The 26672-nt window shown below is 36.9% G+C and carries 21 protein-coding genes and 1 pseudogene; 12 read left to right on the forward strand and 10 right to left on the reverse strand.

Going from position 1 to position 26672, the window contains the following annotated elements:
• Positions 1–103: 103 nt before the first annotated feature.
• Positions 104–1747, reverse strand: a complete 1644-nt coding sequence (locus PQ459_09610) for a hypothetical protein (GenBank protein WDF45157.1) — start codon at positions 1745–1747, stop codon at positions 104–106.
• Between the two features lie 69 nt (positions 1748–1816).
• Positions 1817–3199: an RtcB family protein gene (locus tag PQ459_09615; GenBank protein ID WDF45158.1), complete on the reverse strand. Its 1383-nt coding sequence runs from the start codon at positions 3197–3199 to the stop codon at positions 1817–1819.
• A gap of 226 nt (positions 3200–3425) precedes the next feature.
• Here PQ459_09615 and PQ459_09620 point away from each other — a divergent pair, with 226 nt between their 5' ends.
• The 3 genes from PQ459_09620 to PQ459_09630 all read left to right on the forward strand — a co-directional run bounded on the left by PQ459_09620 (position 3426) and on the right by PQ459_09630 (position 8862).
• The gene (locus tag PQ459_09620) at positions 3426–7421 is read left to right on the forward strand and encodes an AAA domain-containing protein (GenBank protein WDF45159.1); all 3996 of its coding nucleotides are present in this window, start codon (positions 3426–3428) and stop codon (positions 7419–7421) included.
• Positions 7418–7750 (forward strand): HopJ type III effector protein, encoded by a 333-nt coding sequence (locus tag PQ459_09625; GenBank protein ID WDF45160.1) that lies wholly within the window; start codon positions 7418–7420, stop codon positions 7748–7750. The genes PQ459_09620 and PQ459_09625 overlap by 4 nt, the downstream gene beginning before the upstream one ends.
• A gap of 101 nt (positions 7751–7851) precedes the next feature.
• Positions 7852–8862, forward strand: a complete 1011-nt coding sequence (locus tag PQ459_09630; protein WDF45161.1) for a WYL domain-containing protein — start codon at positions 7852–7854, stop codon at positions 8860–8862.
• On the opposite strand, the gene PQ459_09635 is transcribed toward PQ459_09630, so the two are convergent.
• The 4 genes from PQ459_09635 to PQ459_09650 all read right to left on the reverse strand — a co-directional run bounded on the left by PQ459_09635 (position 8859) and on the right by PQ459_09650 (position 13298).
• Entirely contained in the window at positions 8859–10001 is a 1143-nt protein-coding gene (locus PQ459_09635) for a DEAD/DEAH box helicase (GenBank protein WDF48712.1), read from the reverse strand. The two genes, PQ459_09630 and PQ459_09635, sit on opposite strands and share 4 nt — an antisense overlap.
• A gap of 43 nt (positions 10002–10044) precedes the next feature.
• Positions 10045–10551 (reverse strand): MepB family protein, encoded by a 507-nt coding sequence (locus PQ459_09640; protein ID WDF45162.1) that lies wholly within the window; start codon positions 10549–10551, stop codon positions 10045–10047.
• A gap of 78 nt (positions 10552–10629) precedes the next feature.
• On the reverse strand, positions 10630–12765 hold the full coding sequence (locus PQ459_09645; GenBank protein WDF45163.1) for a S46 family peptidase: 2136 nt from the start codon (positions 12763–12765) through the stop codon (positions 10630–10632).
• Positions 12766–12878: 113 nt separating this feature from the next.
• Positions 12879–13298 (reverse strand): hotdog domain-containing protein, encoded by a 420-nt coding sequence (locus PQ459_09650; protein ID WDF48713.1) that lies wholly within the window; start codon positions 13296–13298, stop codon positions 12879–12881.
• Positions 13299–13473: 175 nt separating this feature from the next.
• Between PQ459_09650 and PQ459_09655 the strand changes: the two genes are divergently transcribed.
• The 9 genes and pseudogenes from PQ459_09655 to PQ459_09695 all read left to right on the forward strand — a co-directional run bounded on the left by PQ459_09655 (position 13474) and on the right by PQ459_09695 (position 23296).
• The gene (locus PQ459_09655; GenBank protein WDF45164.1) at positions 13474–14349 is read left to right on the forward strand and encodes a carbon-nitrogen hydrolase; all 876 of its coding nucleotides are present in this window, start codon (positions 13474–13476) and stop codon (positions 14347–14349) included.
• Positions 14349–15407 carry an agmatine deiminase family protein gene (locus tag PQ459_09660; protein WDF45165.1) on the forward strand — a complete coding sequence of 353 codons (1059 nt, stop codon included), beginning with the start codon at positions 14349–14351 and terminating at the stop codon, positions 15405–15407. The genes PQ459_09655 and PQ459_09660 overlap by 1 nt, the downstream gene beginning before the upstream one ends.
• 49 nt (positions 15408–15456) lie before the next feature.
• Positions 15457–16854 carry an MFS transporter gene (locus PQ459_09665; GenBank protein ID WDF45166.1) on the forward strand — a complete coding sequence of 466 codons (1398 nt, stop codon included), beginning with the start codon at positions 15457–15459 and terminating at the stop codon, positions 16852–16854.
• A gap of 214 nt (positions 16855–17068) precedes the next feature.
• The gene (locus PQ459_09670) at positions 17069–17485 is read left to right on the forward strand and encodes a DUF1801 domain-containing protein (protein WDF45167.1); all 417 of its coding nucleotides are present in this window, start codon (positions 17069–17071) and stop codon (positions 17483–17485) included.
• Positions 17486–18670 (forward strand): class I SAM-dependent methyltransferase, encoded by a 1185-nt coding sequence (locus tag PQ459_09675; GenBank protein ID WDF45168.1) that lies wholly within the window; start codon positions 17486–17488, stop codon positions 18668–18670.
• 125 nt (positions 18671–18795) lie between these two features.
• The gene (gene typA / locus PQ459_09680) at positions 18796–20601 is read left to right on the forward strand and encodes a translational GTPase TypA (protein WDF45169.1); all 1806 of its coding nucleotides are present in this window, start codon (positions 18796–18798) and stop codon (positions 20599–20601) included.
• A gap of 126 nt (positions 20602–20727) precedes the next feature.
• A complete protein-coding gene (locus PQ459_09685) occupies positions 20728–22272 on the forward strand; it encodes a family 10 glycosylhydrolase (protein WDF45170.1) in 1545 nt (514 codons plus the stop codon).
• A gap of 193 nt (positions 22273–22465) precedes the next feature.
• Positions 22466–22909, forward strand: coding sequence for a hypothetical protein (locus PQ459_09690; protein ID WDF45171.1), 444 nt, complete (start codon positions 22466–22468; stop codon positions 22907–22909).
• Positions 22910–22927: 18 nt separating this feature from the next.
• Positions 22928–23296 (forward strand): annotated as a pseudogene (locus PQ459_09695) (formyltetrahydrofolate deformylase).
• Here the strand turns inward: PQ459_09695 and PQ459_09700 are convergent.
• The 4 genes from PQ459_09700 to PQ459_09715 form a co-directional block, all read right to left on the reverse strand.
• Positions 23283–23801, reverse strand: coding sequence for a hypothetical protein (locus PQ459_09700; GenBank protein ID WDF45172.1), 519 nt, complete (start codon positions 23799–23801; stop codon positions 23283–23285). The pseudogene PQ459_09695 and the gene PQ459_09700 sit on opposite strands and share 14 nt — an antisense overlap.
• A 36-nt stretch (positions 23802–23837) precedes the next feature.
• Positions 23838–24545, reverse strand: coding sequence for a LytTR family DNA-binding domain-containing protein (locus PQ459_09705; protein WDF45173.1), 708 nt, complete (start codon positions 24543–24545; stop codon positions 23838–23840).
• Positions 24546–24547: 2 nt separating this feature from the next.
• On the reverse strand, positions 24548–25711 hold the full coding sequence (locus PQ459_09710) for a sensor histidine kinase (protein ID WDF45174.1): 1164 nt from the start codon (positions 25709–25711) through the stop codon (positions 24548–24550).
• A gap of 70 nt (positions 25712–25781) precedes the next feature.
• A complete protein-coding gene (locus PQ459_09715) occupies positions 25782–26621 on the reverse strand; it encodes a DUF5694 domain-containing protein (GenBank protein WDF45175.1) in 840 nt (279 codons plus the stop codon).
• Positions 26622–26672 lie beyond the last annotated feature (51 nt).

Genomic DNA, 26672 nt, shown 5'->3' on the forward strand with positions numbered 1-26672 from the left:
TTACTGCTTTACCATTTTTATTACCGTAAATAAAAATATAAAAGTCTAGCTTAGCATTACACTATTTATAATAACATAAAATTAATTTAATTTTTTATAATGCTTAAAGTGATTTTAAATATGGATAATCAATTTTATCTGTATATAAAATCCCTGATTGGGTTTCTTTATTAATTTTTATAGTTTCATATGGTGATACATTTTTGAGAATTTTTTTTAGCGCATTTATCGTGTATATAGCAAATTTTGAATCACAATACATATATAAAGTAGGAGTGCTGATAATGAAGCATCCCATTACAGAGTAAGTTGAAAAATCTCTTTTAGTTTTAGTTAAAACTTCAAAATGTTCCTCAAATAAATTTTTATTAGTATTTGCAAAATTTACCTTATTTTCTAATTGCTTCTCTAATTTATCTCTAAATGTTGTAAAGTCCATTTTAAAACCAACACCTTCAGTACGAAGTTTTAAAAATTTACAATCAGAAACATAAATGATTTTATTTTTATCATCAATAAAAACAAAATCAATTTCTCCGCATTTTTTTATGATATCAATGTTTTGATTGTTTTTCTTTAATAGTGATGTTATATTTTTATCAAATGCGAAAGATTTATTATTAAGGAAAATTTGTTCAATATGACCTTCAAGATTACTTCCAGTTACATTACTAATTTCTTGTACATAATTTTTAATACAATCGTTTACCTTCCATTCTTCATACAACTCATTCCAAGGAAATGCTTTTAAATGTAACATAACTATTGTTTCACTAATTTTATCAATAGATGTTAGAAGCCTTTTCTTTCCGTTAATTTCATAAATTAGTATAGGTTTATAATGAAATCTATTCAGTTTATGAGGTCTAATAATTACTTCTTTTAAGCTCTGTTTATTGTTTTTGGAAAGATATAATCCAGAGTAAAATATTTCTGCCGTTTCTTTTTTAACTCCATTATTAATTAAGTTTTGTTCTAGTGTTCCAAATTCAATATCTTGTAGATGCGAGTCTGTCGGCTTATGATATTTTTGAATTTCATCAATTTGTTTTAATGCAAAATTATAATCTATATTGAAGCAATCTTGTATTTTATCTTTGTAGACTTCGACTCTTTCAACACTAGCATTATGCAATGCTTCACTAAAGTCATTGTCGATTTCAGAGTTTAAAGCTTTATAAAAATACGTGACATTCTCATTTTTATATTTAATATCAATTATGTTTTCTTTGTTAATATCGATATATAAAGGACTATCAAGCATAGATTCTATTGAGATAAAATCTGCAATGTAATAAGCCCAACTGCCTATGTAAAGTAAATCTTCTAGTAGCTCTTGATATTTTTTTTTTAATGTTTCGTCAATTTTATCTCTTTTTATATTTACATCACATCCTTGCTCTAAAATTAAACCTAAAACTCGTCGATTCATTGCGAAATTTTTATATTCCAATTCTTGCAAATTTCTTCCTGATTCACTTTTAAATAAAAGTTTAATATAGTTATTGTTAAAATGAAACACATATTTATAAAACCAAATATTTTCTTGACTAAATATAATTTTTAAGAATTTATCTGTAATAATCTCAAACAAAAAATTAAGTGCATCCTTAATTTGTTTGGATTCTGTTATATTATCAGTTCCATATTTTTTGCATAATTCACTGGAAAAATAATTCCAGTATTTTTCTCGAGACCTGTCACTCCAGTCAATTACTTTTATGTTCGAATCTTCTATTATTGGCATTTTAAAAAATTAAGTAATAAATATAGTTATAATTAATACAAAAGATTACGGAAACCCGTAATCGTCAATTTATTTTCTAAATTTCTTCTTCCTCTTCCAAGGCGCGTTCCTCCCCACATCGCCTGCCATAATACAACCATAAGGCATCACTTCGTCCAAAACTTCGCAAAGTCTGTATTCCTCAATTTGGGTTCTTACGTTTTTGGCGCTTTTGTAGGCGCTTGGGAGTTCGGAGATGTCGATGTCGTTGGAGAAGAAACGGATGTCGAGACCTTGCGTTTCTTCGGCGAACACTTCGTCGATGGTTTTGTGGGCCAGGGATTTTTTGTGTTGCGTTCGGCTGAAATTTCTTCCCGCACCGTGTGGCGCAAAACCTAGATTTCTGCCGTTGGTGGTCCCGGAGACAATCAACACAGGTTCTGCCATATTCAGAGGAATCAACCTCGGACCTGTGATGTCGGGCAAAAATTTGTCGTCCAGTGGTGTTGCGCCCTTCGCGTGGTAAAACAGGTCACCATCTTTGAAAACAAAATTATGTTCGTTCCAATATCGGTCTTGTTTTTCGATATTGAGTTTTTCCAAAACAGCATTGTGGATGGATTCGTGGTTTTCCTTCGTCCAATCTCTAATGAGTTGCAAGGCTTCCCAATATTGTTTTCCTTCCTCGGTTTCGTAGGGGATCCAGGCGTTTTCCTTCAAGGTTTCCGGCGAAAGTTCCATTCGGAAACGGTTGGCGACCTTCATCCCTTTGTCGTACAACATTGCGCCGGGCGCTCTGGAACCGTGGTGCGTTACCAACATTGTGTTTCCTGTATTTTTGGAAACCCCGACGAACAAAAAATGGTTGCCGTCGCCCTGCGTTCCCATATGCGAACGGGCGATGCTGATGAGTCTCTCGTCGTTCAAAAAGAAATTCTCCCGGAAGGCATCCATCAATTCCTGCGACATCGGCATTTGCGACCCGCGGTCTCTACCGCCGTAACCGAAATGCGTGATGGAATGTGCGGTGTCCAAAACCGTCTTCGGGTCTGCCTTTCCAAAATCGGTCAACATCACGGAACAGCAGATGTCTGCCGAATGAAATCCCGGATGGATGGCATTTTTCGCTACCACCACACCGCCCACCGGAATGTGACCTTCGGGACCAGTAGGGCAGGCGTCCGGCATAATGGCACCGCTGAGCAAGGTTGGGGTTTTCATCAAGACCTTCATCGTGCTGATGACCTTTTCCACGTTGTCTGTTTCGCTGTCGTTTTCCGCTTTGATGTTGATGATGAACTCCTGTGGCTCGGAATGGAGTGGGATCGGGTCTGGTGCGCGGAATTGTTCCAGATAGTCCAGCATTTCGGTTTCGTTCAATTGATTTTCGTTGATGTGTTCCAAGGCTTCTGCAAACCATTTCTTTGGTGTGAATCCTAATGCGATCAAATCATTTCCTGTGATTGTAGTCATTATTTTAGTTTTTATTTTGGGCAACTTTTCCGCCTTCCGTTCCCAATCTTTTTGCCTTAGCTTTTCCAGCCACAAAAAAGGATTTCCACTCAAGTCGGGTTGCGGGTTTTCAGCTTTTAAGTTGTTTTGTCGTTATTTGATGTTGCAAAGTAAAAGTGTAAGTGCGCAATGTTTTTGCGTATCTGAAATTTTTTATACATTTAATGAAAATTTTTTACAAAGCACAATGGAGAATTTGAATTCGGAGCTCTTTCAGGCCTTTCAAAACAAGCTCAAAACCGGAAACAGGCGAGGCGTTCACCTGAATGCGATTCCCGGAAACTCGAGATACAAATTCGACCTTGCGCGGTTGTCTGAGATCAGCAAAAGTCTGCCGGAGCATTTCATCATCGATCTGTTGACGCAGAAAAATGTGAATTTCAAATTCTCTGTCCATCAAAAAACAACTGAGACACCTAAGAATGACAGTTATCTTCTGGAGGACGAGGGGAAAACCAATGAAGAGCTGTTTCCCAACTCTGCGATTGCGGAAGTTCCTCAGGAGAAAGATAAACTGACCGCACTGGATAAGCTGACGACCAGCCTGGAAAATCTGATCTTTCAAAATGAGGTGATCCAGTCTGAGAAAGGTGTGAATTCTTTGGGTTTTGGTTTCCCGATCCTGATCCGGAAAGATATGGACGGACAGATCTCGGCGTCACCCATCCTGATATGGTCTGTGACAATCAAAGCCGTCAATGAGATGAATACCTGGGAAATCAGCAGGACGGAAGACGACCCAATCTATGTGAACGAGGTGCTCATCAACCATCTGCAAAGCGATTCTGGCATTAGCATCAAACAGATCTCGGAGGAAATGATCGCCGATGGGAAAATCGATAAGCCAGAACTTTTGAATATCTGTCAGAGCCTGTTGGATCAATTGAAGATCACGCAGAATCTGGATTTCATTCTCAATAATTATGAAGAAATTCCCTTCATCAAAGCCAAAGCGTCTTACGAAAACCGAGTTCCGAATAAGGGTGATGCCGTAATTTTGAAGTCTGGTGTCTTTTCCATCTTTGAAGTTCAGAAGCAGAACATCATCAATGATTATGAAACTTTGAAGAAGGAATTCAAACCGTTGGAGCATTTTGAAAAAGCTGGTTTCCAAAGTATCACTTCCGTAGAAACCGATCCTTCGCAACAAGGGATTTTGGAGTCGTTGAGATCTCAGTCCAAGATCTTGATCCAAGGTCCGCCGGGAACGGGGAAAAGTCAGACCTTGACCGCTGTTTTGCTGAATGCCTTGGAGAATAAACAAAAAACCATCGTGGTCTGCGAGAAGCAAACGGCGCTGGAAGTGCTTTACAATGCGTTGCAAAAGTTGGGTCTGGGACGCTATTGCATTATGATCAAAGATGCGTCTACTGATAGGAAGTTGGTAGTCGATTCGGTGCGAAATACGATTGACTCGGCAGATTTTAAAAAGCTGATCCAACCTTATTCTGAGCAATCGTTGCAAAATCAACTGACGGAAATCTCTCGGCATAAAGATACGATTAATACAGTCCACGAGCTCTTGAATTCTGAATTGATTCCGGGGAAAAACTGGAAGGAGATTGTCGGAAGTCTGTTGAGCTACAAGGATTCTAATGAAAATATCAATCTGCAAGATCTGAAGTTTTATTTTTCTGAAGATGAGGTCAAAGTTATTGAGAATGTTTTGGAAAATGGGGAAGAACTATATCAAGATTTTAAACCCTTTGAAGCTTCAACGTTCATCGATCCTGAAAAATTGATCAAAGATAATTTCCACAGCAGTCAGCAGAATTTGGATTCGGCTTTTCAGAATTATGAGACTTCTTGGAATGAAATTCAGCGTTCGATCAGTGATTTCAAACCGATCTATGAGGAAAAGAGGAAGCAGGATTTTGGGAAGAATCTGCAGGAGGTTTCCAATTATATCAATGAAACCGAAGTTCTGACCTCGACTTTAAATCAAAATTCGGAGGAATTGCATCCGGAAATCACGAATGGATTTTTCTATAAACTGACGGCGCTATTTTCATCAAGCAAAAAAAATAAGATCAAGACCCAGAAGCGATTGCTGGAGTTGAGTTCAATGGTAAAGCAAGTTAGTTTGAAGGAATTCTTTCCGGCGATTACTTTATCTGATAACCTTTGGAATAATAGAAATGAGATTATTAACTACAGGCAGAAAGTTCAGGAGGTCCAGTCGGGTTTTCTTTCGAAGTTAGAAACAAGTTTTGCAGAGATCGATTTTCTTAATGCCTTTGATACCGTTGTTTCTGGAAGAGAAACCGAAATGATTTCGCAAAAAATCCAGCAATTGCGGAAGATTATTTCCAATGATCATTGGGTGAAGAATCTGGATTTTGGGAATGCTTATCAAAGCTTCAAAACTTACATTAATCACACTTTAAATCTTTATAAAACTTACAGAAACAATCCAGAGAATCCTTTGTTGAAAGAATTTAGCTGGTTTACCTTTTATTATTCGCTTTCGGATTTTCAGAAGTCGATTTTGGAGAAATTGTATCCAATTAATAGTTGGAAACCAACGTTTTATTCGTCTTATTATCCATTGTTGCTCAATCATTATTCTGATCCAAAACTGAATTTCAGTGAGAAAAATTATGAGGAAATCGAAAAGAAAATTAAGCAATTAGGGATTTCTCAGAAGAGTTTCGTGGAGTTTTTCTGGAACGTTGCCCAGCAGAATTCAGTGAAGCAATTTGAGCAAAATAACAAAGATGTTACGGTTGCGAATCTGTATAATAAAAGAAGCAGTATCAATCACAAAAGGCTGACTCTGAGACAAATCGTTCAGAAAGATATTGACCTTTTTACACATTTCTTTCCCATTATTTTGACGACGCCAGATGCTTGCAGTAATCTTTTTCAGGGGAAAAATTTCTATTTTGATAATGTCGTTTTTGATGAAGCCAGTCAGTTGAAGTTGGAAGACAATCTGCCAGCGATCTTGAAAGGGAAAAACGTGATCATTGCAGGCGACGAGCATCAAATGCCACCTTCTAATTATTTCAGCAAAGTGTTTGATGGAACTATTGAAGACGAAGATGATATCGAATCTGAAACCGAAGTTATCACGTACAAAAATGCAATGTTGAACATCGAATCGCTGTTGGACTATGCGATGGAAAATAATTATGAAAAGAACCATCTGGATTTCCACTACCGTTCAAAACATCCTTATTTGATAGACTTTTCTAACCACGCTTTTTATAATTCGAGATTAAAACCACTTCCGACAAAGTCTGATAACAAACCCATTGAGTTTTTCCAAATCGATGGTATTTTTGATGACCACACGAATAAGGAAGAAGCTGATAAAGTGTTGGAGATTTTGGAAAATATTCAGCCTAAAAAAGATGGCAGTTATCCTTCGGTGGGAATTGCGACGTTCAATATTTCGCAACGGAATTACATCAAAAGAAAGATCGTGCAGAAAGCCAGTTTGCCTGAAAATGAAAGTTTCAAAGAGAAAATCCAAGGATTGGAATCTGCAGGATTATTCATTAAAAATCTTGAAAATATCCAAGGTGACGAGCGCGACATTATCATCATTTCTACAACCTATGGGCGGAAAGCGAGTGGGAAATTCATTCAGAGTTTTGGACCGGTGAATCACACCAAAGGTTACAAATTGCTGAATGTAATCATTACGCGAGCCAAAGAAAAAATCTACATTTGCAACTCGATTCCAGAAGAAATATTTTCCAATTACAAAGACGCATTGCAACAGGAAGGTTCCAACAACCGGAAAGCGGTTTTCTATGCTTATTTGGCTTATTGCAAGGCGGTGAGCGAAGAAAATGAGAATGGACGAATTGAGATCCTGAATGTTTTGGATCAATTTGGATATTCAAAAGAAGCTAATGTAAGTGGCAATTCCAATCTTTTTATTGACCAGATCTTTGACCGATTGCAAAGGGATTTTCCAGATCACAAATTGTCGAAAAATATGGACTTTGGTGGATATCAATTTGATATTCTGATTGAAAAAGAAGGAAAGAGATCTGTGGTCGTAGAATGTATGAGCAAGGAAAAATACGACGATGAATTGGGCTATTTGGAAGATCTGCACAAAGAAAAAGTATTGAAGAATTCGGGGTTTGAGTACGTAAGGATTTGGAGCCAGAATGTTTGGCAGAATGTAGAAAATGAACTTCAAAAAATAAATAAAAAATTACAATGATATTTGAACAATTAGAAAAATCAGCGGGCGAGATTCAATTCAAAGATGTTATTGCATTCATCGATGAACATTACGATTTTACGCCTACTAAATTTACAAATGGAAACACAGTGAATGAAGCCGACCAGAACAATGGCTCTTGCAAGGTTTTCAGTTTTGCAAAGTTGAATGCGCTTTCTAAGGAAGAGACTTTGGCTTTGTTCGGCGACTTTTACAGAACAGATGTTTTGCAGAATCCGGACGGTGATGATCATCAGAATATCCGAAACTTTATGACGTTTGGTTGGGATGGGATTTCGTTTGAGGGTGAAGCTTTGAAGAGAAAGTAGAATGGTGTGTGATGATTGACCACCCCGCCAAAAAATTCTTCGAATTTTAGTCGCCCCTCCATTGGAGGGGAATTTTTTACTTTATACAAATTTAAATAATTATGTCTTCGAATAAAAACGCTTTAATCCGTTACAAAACTCTGGACAAATGTCTGAAGAACAAGTACAAAAAATACACTTTGGAAGATCTGATGGAGGAATGTTCCGAAGCTTTGTTTGAATTTGAAGGCAAAGAATCTTTTGTGAGTAAACGGACCGTTCAGCTCGATCTGCAGAATATGCGAAGTGAGAAGTTCGGTTATGAAGCGCCAATTGAGGTTTATGAAAGAAGATATTATCGATACAGTGATCCTGATTATAGCATTCATCAGATCTCAGTCAATGAAAATGATCTGAAGGCGATGAACAATGCGGTGCAGATCCTGAAGCAATTTAAAGATTTTTCGATGTTCAAAGAGATGAATGGAGTGATCCAAAAACTAGAAGATTCGATACAGTCGACGACTCAAAAATCCATCATTCATCTGGATAAAAATGAGCAGTTGAAAGGCTTGGAGCATATTGATATTTTGTATGAAAGTATTCTGAACAAAAACGTTTTGAAAATCTGTTACAAGAGTTTCAAGGCAAGGGAAATGAATATTCTGACCGTTCATCCGCAATTATTAAAGGAATACAATAACCGTTGGTTTCTCATCTGTTATCACAAGAACAGCATTATGAATCTCGCTTTGGATAGGATGGAGGAAATTGAAATCGATGATAAAACGGAATATATCGACAAGGATTTCAATGCTGACCGTTATTTTGGAGAAGTGATTGGTGCGACCGTTTCGGAAACTCAAAGGCCTCAGAATGTGATTTTCCACATTACCAAAAAACACGCACCTTATGTGAAAACCAAGCCATTTCACCACAGTCAAGTGATTATGGAGGAAGATGAAAATGGAACCACTTTCAAGATCTGTGTCCAGCTGAATTTTGAGTTGGAAAGAATGATCCTTGGAATGGGAGAATTCATTAAAGTTTTGGCACCGAGGAAGTTGAAGCAGAGAATTGCGAAAAGTCTAAAGTTAGCGAGTGAAAATTACATTTCTGAAACGGAAAATTAATAACCGCGTAGATTAATTCCTTCTGTTCTTTGAAGTGTGACTTTCTTTCCCATTTTCTTTTGAATGACGCGGAAATGTTGCAATTCGTCATCGGTCAAAATGCTGATTGCTGTTCCTTTTTCACCAGCTCGCCCCGTTCTACCAATTCTGTGAATGTAATCCAGAGGCGAACGTGGCAGTTCGTAATTAATGACGCAAGGCAAAGCATCAATGTGAATTCCTCGACCAATCAAATCCGTTGCAACCAAAATTTGCGCACCGTTTACTTTGAATTCTTCCAAATTATTTCGTCTTGCGCCTTGCGATTTCTGACTGTGAATCGCAACTGCTTTTATTTTATTTTTCTTTAGTTTTTCAACCAGATTATCCGCAGATTTTGTGGATGAAACAAAGATTAATGCTTTCTCAACCTTTTTTTCTTTAATCAAATATCTTAAAAACGGTCCTTTGTTTTCCGGAGAAACGTGATAAGCCAATTGCTCAATATCATCAATGGTAACTTCTTCTTTTTTAATTTCAATCAATGTGGGATTAATGGAAAGACGCTGTTTCATCTCAGAAACTTTATCATCCAAAGTCGCTGAAAACAAAGTCGTTTGTTTCATCGCAGGCATCAAACCGAAAAGCTTGTTCATCTCGTCGCCAAAACCCAATTGGAACATTTTGTCCGCTTCGTCTATCACCAAATGTTGGATTCCAGAAATGCTCAACGCATTGTGGTCAATCAAATCCAATAGACGTCCAGGAGTCGCAATTAAGACTTCTACACCAAACATTCCTTTCATTTGTGGATTGATGGAAACTCCGCCGTAAACTGCCATCGTGCGAACGTCACGTTTTAGATTATCTGTGAAAGCTCGGAAAACTTCGTCAATTTGAATCGCCAATTCGCGCGTCGGAACCAATATCAAAACTTGAACGTTACGGTCTTTTTTCACTTCCGTATTTTGAAGTTTTTCTAAAATCGGCATTACGAAACAAGCCGTTTTTCCAGAACCAGTTTGCGCAATTCCTATCAAATCTTTTCCTTCTAAAATCACCGGAATCGCTTGCTCTTGGATTGGAAACGGCTTCAGATAACCTAACTTTTTTATAGAACTAATAATATTGCTTGATAATCCTAACGACTCGAATGACATAAAATATTGATTTGGTGCAAAGATAAGTTTTTGCAATTGGTTTCTAGTGATTTTTAGAATTCAAGATGGTTTCAAATTTCTCAAGGATCGAATTTTCTGTATCAGATAAGTTAATGAAATATCGTGTTTGCCAAAGTTTGGTTTTCTCAGCTTGTTTGCTGATTGGAAACTGCCAGTCCGAGTAAACTCTAAAACCGCGTTTTCCGGTTTTCAATTGACTGGAAATTAGGTCTTGTTTTTCTAAAATCGATTTTGAAAAGATGAAAAATCCAGCATTCTCATTTTCTTCCATTAAAACAATATAGAAATCAAAATCATCATTTACATCAAAAGGAACTGTTTTCTTGTCCTGATCTCGCTTCCAAAATGTAACGAATTGTCCAATTTTCTTAGGCGTCAATTTTGACTTTCTGAATTTGATCTTAATGCAATTAATTCTAAAATTAAAACCAATATATTCCTCAGATTCTTTGTCAGGATCTATTTCTGAGAGATGATAGTTCAAAGCTTTGAAAATCAGATTATCAAGTTTTTCTATTTCATTTATCATAGATTTCGTTTTTAATAAAAAAAAACTTTGTCAGAACCGGAGCTCTGACAAAGTTTAAATTATATTATTTCTGATTGCTTACTTCACGATTTTCATCTCGTTCAGCAACCATTTTGAGTCCGCATATTTATCAATAACAAACAGAATGTACTTCGTATCAACCATAATGTTTCTGCACAGTTTAGGATCATAATTGATGTCACTCATTGTACCTTCCCATTGTCTGTCAAAGTTAAGACCGATGAGGTTTCCGTAAGCATCCAAAGCAGGACTTCCGGAGTTTCCACCGGTTGTATGGTTGGTAGCTGTAAAGTTCACAGGAACATCGCCAGTTTTATCTTTGTAAACACCGTAATCCTTGGTGTTGTAAAGACTGATTAATTTTTTAGGCAAATCAAATTCATAATCACCCGGAATATATTTTTCCATCACACCAGCAAGATGCGTTTGATAGCCATAAGAAACAGCATCTCTTGGATCTGAACCTTTCACCTGTCCATAAGTTACACGCAATGTAGAATTAGCATCTGGGAAGAATTTTCTGTCCTTATCCGTTTCCATCTGCTGCGCCATAAATTTCTTTTGTAAAGCATCAATATCAGTCTGTAGAGAATTTACTTTTGCATCTGTTGTCGCTAAATAGGAACTTTTAAAAATTCCAAACATCTGGATGAATGGATCCTTTTTCAGATTATCAACCAAGACTTTTTGATCTGTAAAAAATTTGTTGACATCATTGGCTTTTGTTCCATTGATATTTCCTCGGCCTGTGATGATTGACATTTTGGAAACACTTTCCATCATTCCAAGATTTTTATTGGCATCTTTTAGCTGCTCAAAATCTTTCGGTAAAAATTGTGCGGGTGTTTTGTCAGCATACAGAGCAAGTATTTTTGCTGTCACTTTTGCATCTAATTCTGCATCATAATCTTTATAGAATTCTGTCAATCTGGACTTTAATGATTCCAAATATTTTGCATCTACTTTTCCTGCTTCGTAATCGCGAATGTAATTGGAATAGATATTGGCTAAAGTGAACGTTTCAGAATTTCTTGCAATCTCGGAGTAGTAGGCTCTATGAAGGCTGTATGGAGCTTGTTCGCTGTATTTTTGATTTAGACCGTCAATAGTCGGTTTGATTGCTGGATTTTTAGAAATTAAAGTCTGCTCGTATTGTCTTTTCTTTTCAACGGCATTGGATTTTTTGAGACCTTCCACCTCGCCAATCCATTTTTTCCAATAGTTAGCAACTCTTGCATACTTTGAAGCATATTGAATTTTAGTTGCAGCATTGGTTCTCATTTTCTCATCCAAAGTTTTCAGAGCAACATCGCGCACTGCAATCATTGCAGGATCTGTCTCTGTCATAATTTTCTCCACAGCAATAGCAGGCAGATATTCTGTCGTTCTTCCCGGGAATCCAAATACGAAAGTGAAATCATCTTCTTTCTTATCTTTTACGGAAATCGGAAGGAAATGTTTCGGTGTGTAAGGAATATTATCTTTGGAGTATTCTGCAGGTTTGTTGTTTTTATCAGCATAAATTCTGAACATAGAGAAATCTCCTGTATGTCTTGGCCAAACCCAGTTGTCTGTGTCCGAACCATATTTTCCAATGGCGGAAGGTGGTGCACCCACCAAACGGATATCCTTGAAAGTCTCGATAACATAAGCATAAAACTTATTCCCGTAATACATAGATCTCACAGAAATAGTTTGGTAAGATTCTGTTTTTTGAGCTTTTTTATAAGCTTCAATATTTTCGTTGATTTTCTTAATCAGATCAGCGCCCGTCAGGTTTTCTGTTCCTGGAAGGATTTGAGCAGTCACTTCTTTGATGTCTGTGATAAAGTCAACCGTGACGCCAGGATTTGGCAATTCGCCGGTCATATCTTTTGCCCAGAAGCCATTTGTTAAAAGGTCATTTTCAACCGTGGAGTGGGATTGGATGTTATCATAACCACAATGGTGATTGGTAAGCAACAACCCTTTTGGGGAAATCACCTCGGCTGTACAGCCACCGTCAAATTGCACCACAGCATCTTTGATACTCGCTTTATCCGTATTGAAGATGTCTTTTGCCGAAATCTTCATTCCCAGGCTTTTCATTTCTTTTTCATTAAGTTCCGTCGGGATCCACATTCCGCCGTATTGCTGGCCAAAAGCCATGACAGCTGGAAGAAGCAGGGCTGATAGAAGGATTTTTCTTTTCATTATATCAAAATATCAATTTATAAACGTGACGAATTTAAAGAAAATAATCTGAACAGGATTATACTTCAGCAACTATCAAAAAAAAATAGAACCTAATATTAGATTCTATAGATTTATAAGGGTTGATTTCCTGCAGATGTATTCTTGACATTCAATCGATCCTCTACATATTCTATTGTGGTTTTACCGTGCGGTTTAGGATTTCCATCTTCGTCCAAGGCTACAAAAACTAGTCTTTCGATGGTAATAATCTTTTGATGCGTCATTTTATTTCTAACCTCGCATCGCAATGTCAAAGATGATCTCCCGAATTCTACTGCTTCAATCCCAATCTCAATGATGTCACCTTGCTTTGCAGAACTCACAAAGTTGATTTCCGAGATATATTTGGTAACTGTCCTCGAATTTTCCAATTGAATAATGGCGTAAAGCGCTGCCTCTTCATCTATCCATTGCAGCAATCTACCTCCGAAAAGTGAATGATTTGGGTTTAGGTCTTCCGGTTTTATCCATTTTCTGGTGTGGTAATTCATCATGACTCTATACTGTTTTAAGATGCTGCAAAGGTAAGAATTTACTATAAAATGAAGGTTCTAAGAATATAGAAATTACTAATGATCAAATTAATTTTTCGAAATATGAGTTTAAATCTTTTGGTTGGATTTTTGATTCCCTAGAATCTTAGTATTTTTGTAAAAATTTTTAGAAATGTCAAAAGTTAAAATCGGAACTGTTCAGATGTCTTGCGTTGCAGACAAGCAGCAAAATCTGGACAAAGCCATTGAAAAAATAAGAGAGGCCGCAGCTAAAGGAGCACAAATCGTTTGTTTGCAAGAGCTTTTCACATCCTTATATTTCTGCGATGTCGAAGATTACGACAACTTCGACTTGGCAGAAGCTATTCCTGGACCTTCAACAGATGCTTTGTCTCCTGTTGCAAAGGAATTGGGCGTTGTCATCATCGCTTCATTATTTGAGAAAAGAGCTCAGGGACTTTACCATAATACAACCGCAGTGATTGATGCAGACGGAACTTATCTTGGTAAATATCGAAAAATGCACATTCCGGATGATCCCGCTTTCTATGAGAAGTTCTATTTCACGCCAGGTGATCTGGGCTATAAGATTTTCCCGACGAAATTTGGAAAAGTTGGTATCCTGATCTGTTGGGATCAATGGTATCCGGAAGCATCAAGAATCACAGCTTTGATGGGTGCTGATATTATGTTCTACCCAACAGCGATTGGTTGGGACACAACTCAAGATGAAGAAACAAACCAAGACCAATACAACGCTTGGCAAACCATTCAACGTTCTCACTCGGTTGCAAACGGACTTCCCGTAGTTTCTGTAAATAGAGTAGGCTACGAGCAAGATGGCGCGATGAAATTCTGGGGCGGAAGTTTTGTTACAAATGCTCAAGGAAAATTATTATATATGGCTTCTCACGACAAAGAAGAAGTGGAAGTGACAGAAGTTGACCTGGCACAAACAGATTATATGAGAAAGCACTGGCCATTCTTGAGAGACAGAAGGATTGAGACATATTCGCCGATTACAAAACGTTTTATTGACGAGGATTAATGACAATAGATAAAGATTTCAATCCATTAGAAAGTGGATACACTTTCCCAGCAGAATGGGAAGAGCACGAAGCAACCTGGCTTTCTTGGCCACACAAAGAGGAATCCTGGCCGGAAAGAATAGATTTGATCTATCCAGCTTACGCCAAATTCATTACAGAACTCACGAAAGGTGAATTTGTTTGCATCAATGTAAAAGATCAGGAAATGCAGGCTTTCGCAATGAAACATATTTCCAAAGCCGGCGCTGATATTTCGAAAGTCGAATTTTATTTCCACGAAACGAATGACGCTTGGTGCAGAGATCACGGTCCTGCTTTCTTGGTTAATAAAGACGGAGAAGAGCCTCAGAAAATTATTGTAGATTGGGGATTCAATGCGTGGGGCGGAAAATATCCACCATTCGAGTTGGATGATGTCATTCCAACCAAAATTGCTGAAGAAAAAGGATTGCCAGTTCTTTATCCAGGAATTATAATGGAAGGTGGTTCGGTTGAATTCAACGGCGCTGGAACGGTTTTAACTTCCAGATCTTGTTTGCTTAATGAAAATAGAAATCCACATCTTTCTCAGGAAGAAGTAGAAGATTATCTAAAAAAATATTACGGACAAAAACAAGTCCTTTGGGTAGATGATGGCATTATTGGCGATGATACAGACGGACACGTGGACGATACGATCAGATTCGTAAATGAAGACACCGTTCTAACGGTTATTGAAGACAATAAAGAAGATGACAATTACGAGATCCTTCAAACCAACCTTCGTCAATTAAAAGAAATGAAATTGTTGGACGGAAGACCTCTCAATATCATCGAACTTCCAATGCCAGATCCAGTTTATTGCGATGGACAAAGATTACCAGCGTCTTACGCCAATTTCTACATCGCCAACAAATCTGTGATCGTTCCAACCTACAATTGCGACAAGGATCAAGTTGCTTTGGACATCATCCAAAAATGTTTCCCGGAAAGGGAAGTGGTTGGCATAGATTCCACAGATATTATTTGGGGCTTGGGAAGTTTCCACTGCCTCAGTCAACAAGAACCTTTGGTTTAAAATACAGATCCGCGAAACAGGCGGATCTTTTAATTTTTCAATTTAAATAATGAGCGAAACACAGACTACCGAACAGGTCAAAAAATATCTTCCTTTTATCTTGGGAACAGCCATTTTTATGCAAATGCTGGATTCCACGATTCTGAACACCTCTTTGCCTTCAATCGCCAGAGATCTGCAGGAATCGCCTTTGGATATGCAGAATGCAATCATCAGTTATGTATTGACTTTGGCTTTGTTTATGCCAGTTAGCGGTTTTTTGGCGGATAAGTTCGGGACGAAAAGGATTTTCATTCTTTCTCTCGCTGTATTTTCTGTGGGATCGTTATTTTGTTCTTTATCGCAGGATTTGACGCAGTTGGTGATCTCACGAATTGTCCAAGGAATTGGTGGAAGTTTGATGACGCCTGTCGGGAAATTGGCTTTGATCAGAGCTTTCAACAAAAATGAACTTTTGAAAGCGATGAACTTCGCTATCATTCCCGCATTGATCGGACCGGTAATGGGACCATTGGTTGGTGGTTATATGGTGGATTATTTGAGTTGGCACTGGATTTTTTTAATTAATATTCCGATTGGATTGATAGGAATAATTCTGAGTTTGAAATATATGCCCAATTACAAATCGCCAGTTATCGACTTTGATCTGAAAGGATTTCTAATTTTCGCAATGGCATCTTTACTTCTTTCTGTTTCTTTGGAATTGCTCGGAAATGCGCAGAATATCACGCCAGTTCTCTTGGTTTTGGTCTTGGGATTTTTAATGCTTTACTTTTACTACAAGCACGCCAAAACAGACAACAATCCGATTTTTCCATTGAATCTTTTTCAGGTTCGGACGTTCCGTGTTGGGATTTTAGGAAATCTTGCTACAAGGCTGGGAATCAGTTCAATTCCGCTTTTGGTTCCGTTGATGATTCAGATCGCATACGGACAATCGGCGCTTACTTCAGGTTGGATTGTTGCACCAATGGCACTTACAGCGATGTTCGGAAAATCTTACGTGATCGGGATTTTGGATAAATTCGGTTACCGCAAGACCTTGATGACCAACACGTTTGTGATTGGCGTCTTGATCTGCTGTTTGGCAATTCCAACAGTTCAAAGTTCGATCTATTGGTACATTCCAATCTTGTTGGTTCTAGGTTTTTTCAATTCCATCCAGTTTACATCGATGAACACGATTTCGATTGCCGATTTGCGACCATATCAAAACAGCAGTGGAAACTCTTTGGTTTCTGTCAATCAGCAGTTTGCGGTTGGATTCGGGATCGCGTTTGGTTTGATAGTTTTGAAATTGTTCGAAGGCGATACCACTTTCATCAAGAACGAAGTTCACAACGCGTTCCGATACACCTTTTTGATTGTCGGATCTCTCACGATTCTGTCCGGTTTTGTTTTTCGAAGACTCAATTTCCGTGATGGCGACAATATGAAATCGGTTTAAAATTAGTACAATTTAACTTCGTCGAACCTTAAGGTTTGGGCAGCTTTATCCGCCTTCCACTCCCAATCTTTTTTGCAGAAGATTTCAGTTTAATTGAACTCGAATACCACGCAAAAAAGGATTTCCGTTCAAGTCGGGCTGCGAATTTCGATATAAAAAGACGATTTGTTAAAATATAAATTTTTCTATCTTTAAAAATTAAAAACTTCTCAAGATGGCAAAAAACAAAACCACCGAAAACAACCTTTCCGTAGATGATTACATCAATAATATCACCGATGAAAAACGCCAAAATGATGTCAGAGAATTGGTCAAAATTTTCGAGGCAACATCAGGATTTCCACCTAAAATGTGGGGCGAGGCCATCATAGGATTTGGAAGCTATCATTACAAATATGAAAGCGGTCACGAGGGCGACGCACCTTTGGCCGGACTTTCCAATCGTGTTGCTCAGATCTCGCTGTACGTTTATCAGGACATAGATGACAAAGAAAATCTATTTTCAAAATTGGGAAAAGTCAAAACCGCAAAAGCTTGCATCTACATCAAGAAACTGGAAGATATCAACATCGATGTTTTGAAAAAGATCATCACCAATTCAATCAAAACCATTCAAAAGATCTACGGCTAAATGGATTTTACAAACTTGCTTGCTACGGAAGTTCAAACCTTCATCAATCAAAATATTGACAGTGACATCAACAGATTATTATTAAAAAAATCACCGTTTCCAAATGTGACGATTCAGGAGATCGTTCAACAGATCAAGGGCAGAAAAGTGGCGCAGAGAAAGTTTCCATTCTTATTGAATGAGAACATTATTTTTCCGCCCAATCTCAATTTGGAACAATCTTCATCGCAATCCACAGCAGAATATAAAGCTAAAGATCTAAAAGGAAAATCATTCCTCGACTTGACCTCTGGTTTCGGGATTGACGCTTTTTTTCTATCTCAAAATTTCGAAGAAGTCACTTTGGTGGAGCAAAATCCAGAATTAATAAAAATCGTAGAACATAATTGGAAAACTTTAAAAAGAAAAGCAAATTTCATCAATCAAAATCTTGAAGAATTTCTTGAAAATCTTGGACAAGCTTCGAATGACGATTTTAGCAATTTTGACGTCGTTTATTTGGATCCTGCGCGAAGAGATCAGAATAACAAAAAGAAATTTCTGCTGGAAGATCTTTCGCCAAATTTTTTAGAAATTGAAGAACAACTTAATTCAATTTCAAACAGGATAATTGTGAAATTTTCGCCGTTGATCGATATTTCATATTTGGTTTCGGAACTTCAAAACATCAATGAGATTAAAATCATCGCCGTTAGAAATGAAGTCAAGGAATTGGTGTTAATTATTGATAATAAGCTATGTACTGCCAACCGACAACCAACAACTATAAGCTGTGTCAACTTGGAATCTGATGAGCCAGAATTTTCTTTTTACATTAATGAAGAGAAATCTGCAACTTCAGAATTCTCAGAAACTCTGAAATTTATTTATATTCCAAACAATTCAATCCTAAAAGCAGGCGCATTCAATATTATTTCAGAAAAATTTGGATTGAAGAAACTGCACCCAAATACGCATTTCTACACTTCGGAACATAAAATAGAAAACTTTCCCGGAAGGATTTTGGAAGTTGAAAAGATCGATGGAAAGGATTTAAAAAAGAATGACCAGTTCAATATCATTTCCAAGAATTATCCTTTGAAACCTGACGAAATCAAGAAAAAATACAAGCTGAAAGATGGCGGAAACCGTTATCTGATATTCACGCAGAGCATCAACGGAAAAGAGATTCTGAGAAGCGTTTGATTTAATGTATTGATTAACAAAATTTTAAATAGATGTTAATTAATGTAGCTTATTTTTAAAAATAATTAAATGAGCGTTCATCTTACCATAAAAATTCACTACATTTGCACGCGTAAAAAATAGATATGCAAAATATTAGAAATATAGCGATTATCGCACACGTTGACCACGGAAAAACAACTTTGGTTGACAAAATTATCCACGCCACAAACATCTTCCGTGAAAATCAGGAGAGTGGTGATTTGATTATGGATAACAACGATCTTGAGAGAGAAAGAGGAATTACGATTTTATCAAAAAACATCTCTGTAACTTATAAAGACGTTAAAATCAACGTTATCGATACACCTGGTCACGCCGATTTTGGTGGTGAGGTAGAGAGAGTATTGAAAATGGCTGATGGTGTTGTTTTGTTGGTAGATGCCTTCGAAGGACCAATGCCACAGACAAGATTCGTACTTCAGAAAGCTTTGGAACTTGGATTGAGACCTCTAGTGGTTATCAATAAAGTAGATAAGCCAAACTGTCGTCCGGACGAAGTTCACGATCAAGTTTTTGACCTTTTCTTCAACTTGGATGCAACTGAGGAGCAATTGGATTTCCCAACGTTCTACGGTTCATCTAAACAAGGTTGGTTCAACACTTCATTGGAACAAACTGACAACATTTTCCCACTATTGGACGGGATCTTAGAATACGTTCCAGAGCCGAAAGTAGAAGAAGGTAACCTTCAGATGCAAATCGTTTCCCTTGACTATTCTTCTTTCTTAGGAAGAATCGCAATCGGAAAAGTGATTAGAGGTGAGATCAAAGAAGCTCAATGGATTGGATTGGCGCAAGCTGACGGAAAAATATTGAAAGGAAAAGTAAAAGAACTTTATATTTTCGAAGGTCTTGGAAAGAAAAAAGTAGCGGAAGTGAAAGCTGGAGATATCTGTGCTGTTGTAGGTTTCGATGCTTTCCAAATTGGAGATTCTTTCGTAGATCTAGAAAATCCAGAACCATTGCCAAGAACTTCTATTGATGAGCCAACGTTGAATATGACGTTCTCTATCAATAATTCACCGTTCTTCGGAAAAGATGGTAAATATGTAACTTCTAATCACCTGAAAGAAAGATTGACCAAAGAACTAGAGAAAAACTTGGCATTGAGAGTTCAACAGACTGATGATGCGAACACTTTCCTAGTTTTCGGTAGAGGTATTCTTCACTTGTCAGTTTTGATTGAAACGATGAGAAGAGAAGGTTACGAAATGACAATTGGTCAGCCACAGGTTATCTTGAGAGAGATCGACGGAGAAAAATGTGAGCCTTACGAATCTTTGGTTGTTGATGTTCCAGAAGAATTTGCTTCTAGAGTTATCGATTTGGCAACTCAGAGAAAAGGAGATCTTCACATTATGGAAACAAAAGGTGAGATGCAACATATGGAATTCGAGATCCCTTCTAGAGGTTTGATCGGATTGCGTTCTCAGATGTTGACTGCTACTGCTGGTGAAGCTATTATGGCACACCGTTTCACAGAATACAAACCTTTCAAAGGGGCGATTCCTGGAAGAAGTAATGGTGTATTAATCAGCAAAACTCAAGGTCCAGCGACTGAATATTCTATCGCGAAACTACAAGATAGAGGTAAGTTCTATGTTGATCCGGGAGAGGAGATCTACGCAGGAATGGTGATCGGTGAGCAAAACAAGCCAGGTGACTTGGTTGTAAACATCGTGGAAGCTAAACAGTTGAACAATATGAGAGCTTCTGGTAAAGATAAAGATACAGGTGTAGCACCAAAAATCTTGTTCTCTCTAGAAGAATGTATGGAATATATCCAAGCTGATGAAGCGATCGAGGTGACTCCTAACTTCATCCGTATGAGAAAGAAGATCCTTTCTGAAGAAGAAAGAAAAAGAGTGGAAAGAGGCGCTAAGTCTTAATCTAATCTTAATTAATATTTAAAGTCCTCAGAAATGGGGACTTTTTTATTATATTCGATCTTCAAAATTCAAAATCATATTAGATTTCATTTTATGAATCATAAACGCCAGTTCCATTTTTTTTGGTTGATACTAATTTCTGTTTTAATCTACAATTGCTCACCACAAAAGAAGCAAGTTAGCAAGATCAAAACGCCACCTTCAAAACCTGTGATCAAGTCAGTTCCGGCCAACGTAAAAGTTGAAGATAATTATCGTGTGGATCTGCCTGCGATCAACAGAGAATTTCGTGGCGCTTGGATTGCGTCGGTTGCGAATATCAATTGGCCGTCCAGAACGAATCTCACATCAGAACAACAGAGATCGGAAGCGATTGAAATGTTGAATATGCTTCAAAATAATAATTTCAATGCGGTGATCTTGCAAGTGCGTCCTTCCGGAGATGCTTTGTACAAAAGTTCTCACGAGCCTTGGTCTTACTTTATGACAGGCGAAATTGGCAGAGAACCTTATCCTTATTATGACCCTTTGGAATTTTGGGTAGAAGAAGCGCACAAACGCGGAATCGAATTGCACGTTTGGCTAAATCCTTACAGAGCGCATCATTCCAACGGTGGAAAAGTTACCTCCCAATCTTTGGCCAACAAATTTTCGGACGTCACTTACAGATTGAGAAATGGAATGTATTGGTTCGATCCGGCAAGTCCGGTTATCCAAGATCACGTCTCTAAAGTTGTTAATGAATTGGTGAAAAAGTACGACATCGACGCTGTTCACTTCGATGATTATTTTTATCCTTACGCGACTTACAACGGTGGTGCGGATTTTCCCGATTCTAAAACCTGGAATGCGTACAGAAATTCTGGAGGAAATCTTACGAGAGCAGATTGGAGAAGAGATAACGTGAATCGTTTCGTGGAAAGGATTTATAAAGAGATCAAAAACGAAAAGAATTATGTGAAATTCGGGATCAGTCCGTTTGGCATCTGGAAACCGGATTATCCAACGGGAATCAAAGGTTCTTCGCAGTACGATGAACTCTATGCCGATGCAAAACTATGGCTCAACAAAGGTTGGGTGGATTATTTCGCACCGCAGTTGTATTGGCCGGTCAATTCCACAGGACAGAGTTTCCCGAGATTACTGGAATGGTGGAAAACGGAAAATAATTTTAATAGACATCTCTGGCCAGGACTCAACACCGTAGAAATTAAAGTTTCTGATAAACCTTCTGAGATTGTCAATCAAATCGAGTTGAGCAGACACATCTTGAAAGATGACACTGGCGAGATTCATTGGAGTATTGCGGGTTTGACCAAAAGTTACAGTATGCAAAATTCTTTGAAGACAAGAGTTTATCAGGATAAAGTTCTGATTCCGAGAAGTCCGTGGTTGAAGACTGACAAGGAACTTTCGCAACCAAAATTAAACTTGAAAAATAATGGAGGCAACATCTCCGCAAATTGGAATTCATCCAATGGTGAAAAGGCTTTCCAATGGGTTCTGTTCACAAAATATGGCAACGAATGGCGAACTCAGATCCTAAATGCTGATATTCAAAATATGGAGATTATAAAGTTTTATAATGGAAAGAATCTTAACACAGTTGCCATCAAAGCCATTGACAGATTAGGAAACGAAAGCGATTATAAAGCAGAGAAAGTGAAATAGGAAAACTACAATTTCAATATTCTCGCAGATCAGGCAGATCAAGCAGATTTTATTCAAAACAAATCTGCAAAATTAGCTTGATCTGCGAGATTTTTTTTAGCTAAGTTTTTAAAATATTTTAAAAATCTTTTAAAAATCTTTGCAACATTAATTTTAAAGAAACATTATCATTAAATTTGATGAAAACTAATCGATGAATTTCACTTTCAAAATTACCTGCACCGACGAAAAAGGCTTGGTTTACAGAATTTCCGAGGTCCTTCTCGAAAACGGTCTCAACATCATCAAAAATGATGAATTCGTGGACAGCGAAAAGTCTCTATTCTTTATGAGAACCGAAGTTGCAGGAATTGCCGATCCTAATAAAGTGATTGCCCAACTCAAGGATCAAATCGGAAATTGTGAAATAGAACTGAGTAGCAACAAACCAAAAGACGTCGTGGTTTTTGTAACAAGAGAACATCATTGTTTGTCAGATTTGTTGATCAGGAATCAATTTAAAGACCTTAATTTTAATATTCTCGCAGTCATTGGGAATTATGAAAATCTACGAGAATTGACAGAGAAATTTCAGATTCCATTTCATTATATTTCGACTGAGAATATCACAAGAGACGAACACGAAAACCTGATCTAAGAAACGCTACAGAATTATAATTTTGATTATTTGGTTTTGGCAAAGTTTATGAGAATTCTGTCTTCAGATTTTGTGGCGAATTTCAAAGGTAAGATCATCAATATCCACCATTCATTTTTACCGGCTTTTATTGGCGCCAATCCTTACAAACAGGCTTTTGAAAGAGGCGTGAAGATCATCGGAGCTACAGCACATTTTGTGACAAACGATTTGGATGAAGGTCCAATTATTTACCAAGATATAATCAAAGTAACGCATTCCAAAACAGCAAAAGATCTGGCTAAATTAGGAAGAGATGTTGAAAAGAATGTTTTGGCTAATGCTTTGAAATTGGTCTTTGAAGACAAGGTTTTTATCGATGGAAATAAGACGATTATTTTTGAGTAAAAATTTTTTCTCGTTTAAGTTTTAGAGTGTATTCTATAACATTTTTATATGACAACGATTGAGTTTTTTCTAGAGAAACAATTTCAAATTTTTCGATTAATTTTTCTTGATTGTAAAGTTCTAAATATTCTTTTCTATTAATTTCAGTTAGTTTTAATTCAAAATAGTCTTTAATCTTAGTTACTGTATAAGTTGGTGGTTCTTTGCAATGGTCTCCATAAGTTCTGATGAATTTATTTTTTCGATAGAAAGTCCAGTTAACATCCTTACAATAATTATTTCTTTTACCGTTAGTAAAAACTATTGTATCTAATTTTGCAAAATCATCGTTGCTGTTGTCAGTTATCCAAGGATTCGAAACCGTTCTGATTGACCTTTTACTTTCCTGATTTATCGTCTTTTTGAAAACATTAAATAAATTTTTCTCTGTAATTTCAATTTTCTGCGCTGAAATAAAATTTACAATAAATGTAAGTAATATAATAATTGTTTTTGTTGATGTCATTTGAAATATTTCCAATTAAGTAAACTTAAAAAAAAATTACCTGATCCCCAACAACTGAAACAATTCCTCTTTCTTGTTCAGCGCAATCGAAATACTTTTTCCGTTCACAAGTTCCACCATATTTCCGTTGAGACTTCGGATGGCTTCCAGATTGATGATAAACGAACGCTGAACTCGGAAGAATTTTGGTAAAGTCAGAACTTCATCCATCGACTTCAAAGTTGCTAGAGTAGTGTATGTTTCATTTTGGATGACGATTTTCAAATAATCGCCTTGCGCTTCTACATAAAGGATTTCGTCTAAAAGAATCTTCGTGAGTTTTCCATCAGACTTAATGAAAATCCGATCAGAATTGACTTGATGAACCGTAGAGTTTTGTTTTAAACTGATATAATCTTTAGCTTTGTTCACAGCTTTCAGGAAACGGTCAAATCGAACAGGTTTTACCAAATAATCCGTCGCTCCAGTTTCAAATCCGTCCAAAGCAAAATCTCTGTGAGCCGTGACAAAGATAATAACAGGCGGATTTTCCAGACTTTTTACCAGATCCAAACCATTGATCTTCGGCATTTGAATATCACTGAAAATTAGGTCAACATTATTATTCTCCAAAAACATCAGAGCTTTTACAGGATCTTCAAATGAATCCACAAGTTCCAGAAAATCAATTTCTTTCACGAAGTTTTCTATGATCTCTCTTCCGATTGGTTCGTCGTCCAAAACGATGCAACGTAGTTTTTCCATTTCTATAAATTGATTTTCAGTTCGACTTTAAAGCTGTTTTCAAGGGTTGTGATCTTCAGATCGTGTTGGTTTGGATATAGTAATTGAAGTCGTTTTTTGATGTTTTCCAAGCCAATTCCACCAAATTCTTTTTTGATCTCTGTTTTGTCAAAATCATTTTCCAGAACAAAGTAAAAGGTGTCACTTTCGACTTTAATTTTCTGGTCAATAAACTGATTGGCAGAATTCTTCAATCCATATTTGAAAGCATTTTCGATGAATGTAAAAGTCAAAAGTGGAGCGATGTAAAGCCCAGCGATCTGATCATCTCCCAAAATTTCCAAGTGGATATTTTTGTCTCTCGGATAACGCATTTTTTCAAGCTCAAAGTAGTTTCTGATGAAGTCCAATTCCTTTTCCAGGGACACTTTTTCAGAATTGGATTCGTAAAGCGTGTAACTCATAATGTCAGAAAGATTCAAAACAACTTCCGGTGCGGAATCGTCTTTTCTCACAATCAAACCGTACAGATTATTCAAGGTATTGAAGAGGAAATGCGGATTGAGTTGCGATTTCAAAAAGTCTTTTTCAATATTGACATTCTGGATCTCGACCTGTAGTTTTTGTTGCTGAAGATGCGTCGTTTTGTTATAAATTCTCACAATCTCAAACAAGATCTTCACAAAGAAAAAAGGTGACAAAATATAGATCACAAGCATAATGTTGGACAGTACAACCTCAAGTCCGATGACTTCTTTAATGCTTTGATTCGCAAAAACCTTGATCATTCCGGAGAATCTTCCGGTTTTTATTTCCCAACCAAAATAATGGTAGAGGCGAAACATAGAATTGTTGACAATTAACCAAATATAAATGCTGACAGGAATTAATATTGATGTGATGATCAGGAAATTATTGATTCTGAATTTCTTAATTTTTGGAAATATCAAATAAAAAAATCCATAAAAGATAACTGCATTGCTTACAAACGTCCTGAAAGTCATAAGGAAACATTCAAAATAAGTGATTTTGGAATCAAAACGATAATAGACAAAAAGTAATGCAGAAAATACAAACCACATCAAACAATGGAAAATAATCTTCGGACTTTTGTTGTAGAATCGTTCAAAGTCCTGCAGGAAATTTTGATCCGACGATTGTTCTTTTGAGAAAGGGTTTTCTTGCATTTTGCTTGTGTTAAAAGGCATTTTCAAAAATAGGCTTTTGATATTTTAATTTGAAATAAATCCAGAATTTTTATAAGATCTCATCCACTTCTATTAGATTGAAATTCCTATCATTTTTGATGAAATCATAGATCATCGCAGAATGTCCGGCACCGACTAGGATCAAAACATTCTTGCTTCCTTTCTTGATCTGATCCTGAAAATTAGCATAGATCAAAAGATTTCGTCTGTACCAATCCGCAACCAAATTGGCTCCGAAATAATTGTCAGCAACACCAATTTTATTTGCTAATGAAATGTAAAAACCTTTGTTGGATAATCTGTTTTCAGCGGTATTTAGACATTTTAAAGTTTTTATCAATTCGATTTCGTTGATGCAGATCTTGTAGTCAATTGAGAAACTTTTCAGACTTTCAGAGAATTCATTTTTAAGTTCTTCATTCTCGCCAGCTTTCTTTTGGAGCAGGTCAAAACGCATCTCTGAGAAATGATCGATTGGATAGATGGAATCATTTTTCGCCTTCTTTCCCAATCTGAAAGCCAGTTGATAGATCTCATTTTCCTTGTGCTTTTTCTTGGATCTCGCATTGGAAATCGTGTCTGTGATCTTATCAAAAGAATTATTGAGATAAGCTTGGTAAAGTTGATTCAGTTTCGCTTTATTCGAAAATTCTTCCTCAACAAATATTTGCTCGGGTTTCAGTTTTTTATAAATCAAGTCTGTGATATGCTCCAGTTCAGCTTGGTTTTTTGGTTCGAGGATGTTACGGACCTCAGATTTTATCGCATCATTTCCCGGATTGTTGAAGTGGTAGGTGCCAAGAAGTACAACATTGATCTTGTCCTGAGAATAGATCAAGGAATTGAAAAATATCAGAGAAAGAACAAAAAATATTTTAGCAGTTTTCATAGCATTGAATTATTAACGGACCAAAAGTAAAATCGAAAAGGTTTTAAATCA

Source organism: Chryseobacterium sp. KACC 21268, assembly GCA_028736075.1.
Classification (GTDB): domain Bacteria; phylum Bacteroidota; class Bacteroidia; order Flavobacteriales; family Weeksellaceae; genus Epilithonimonas.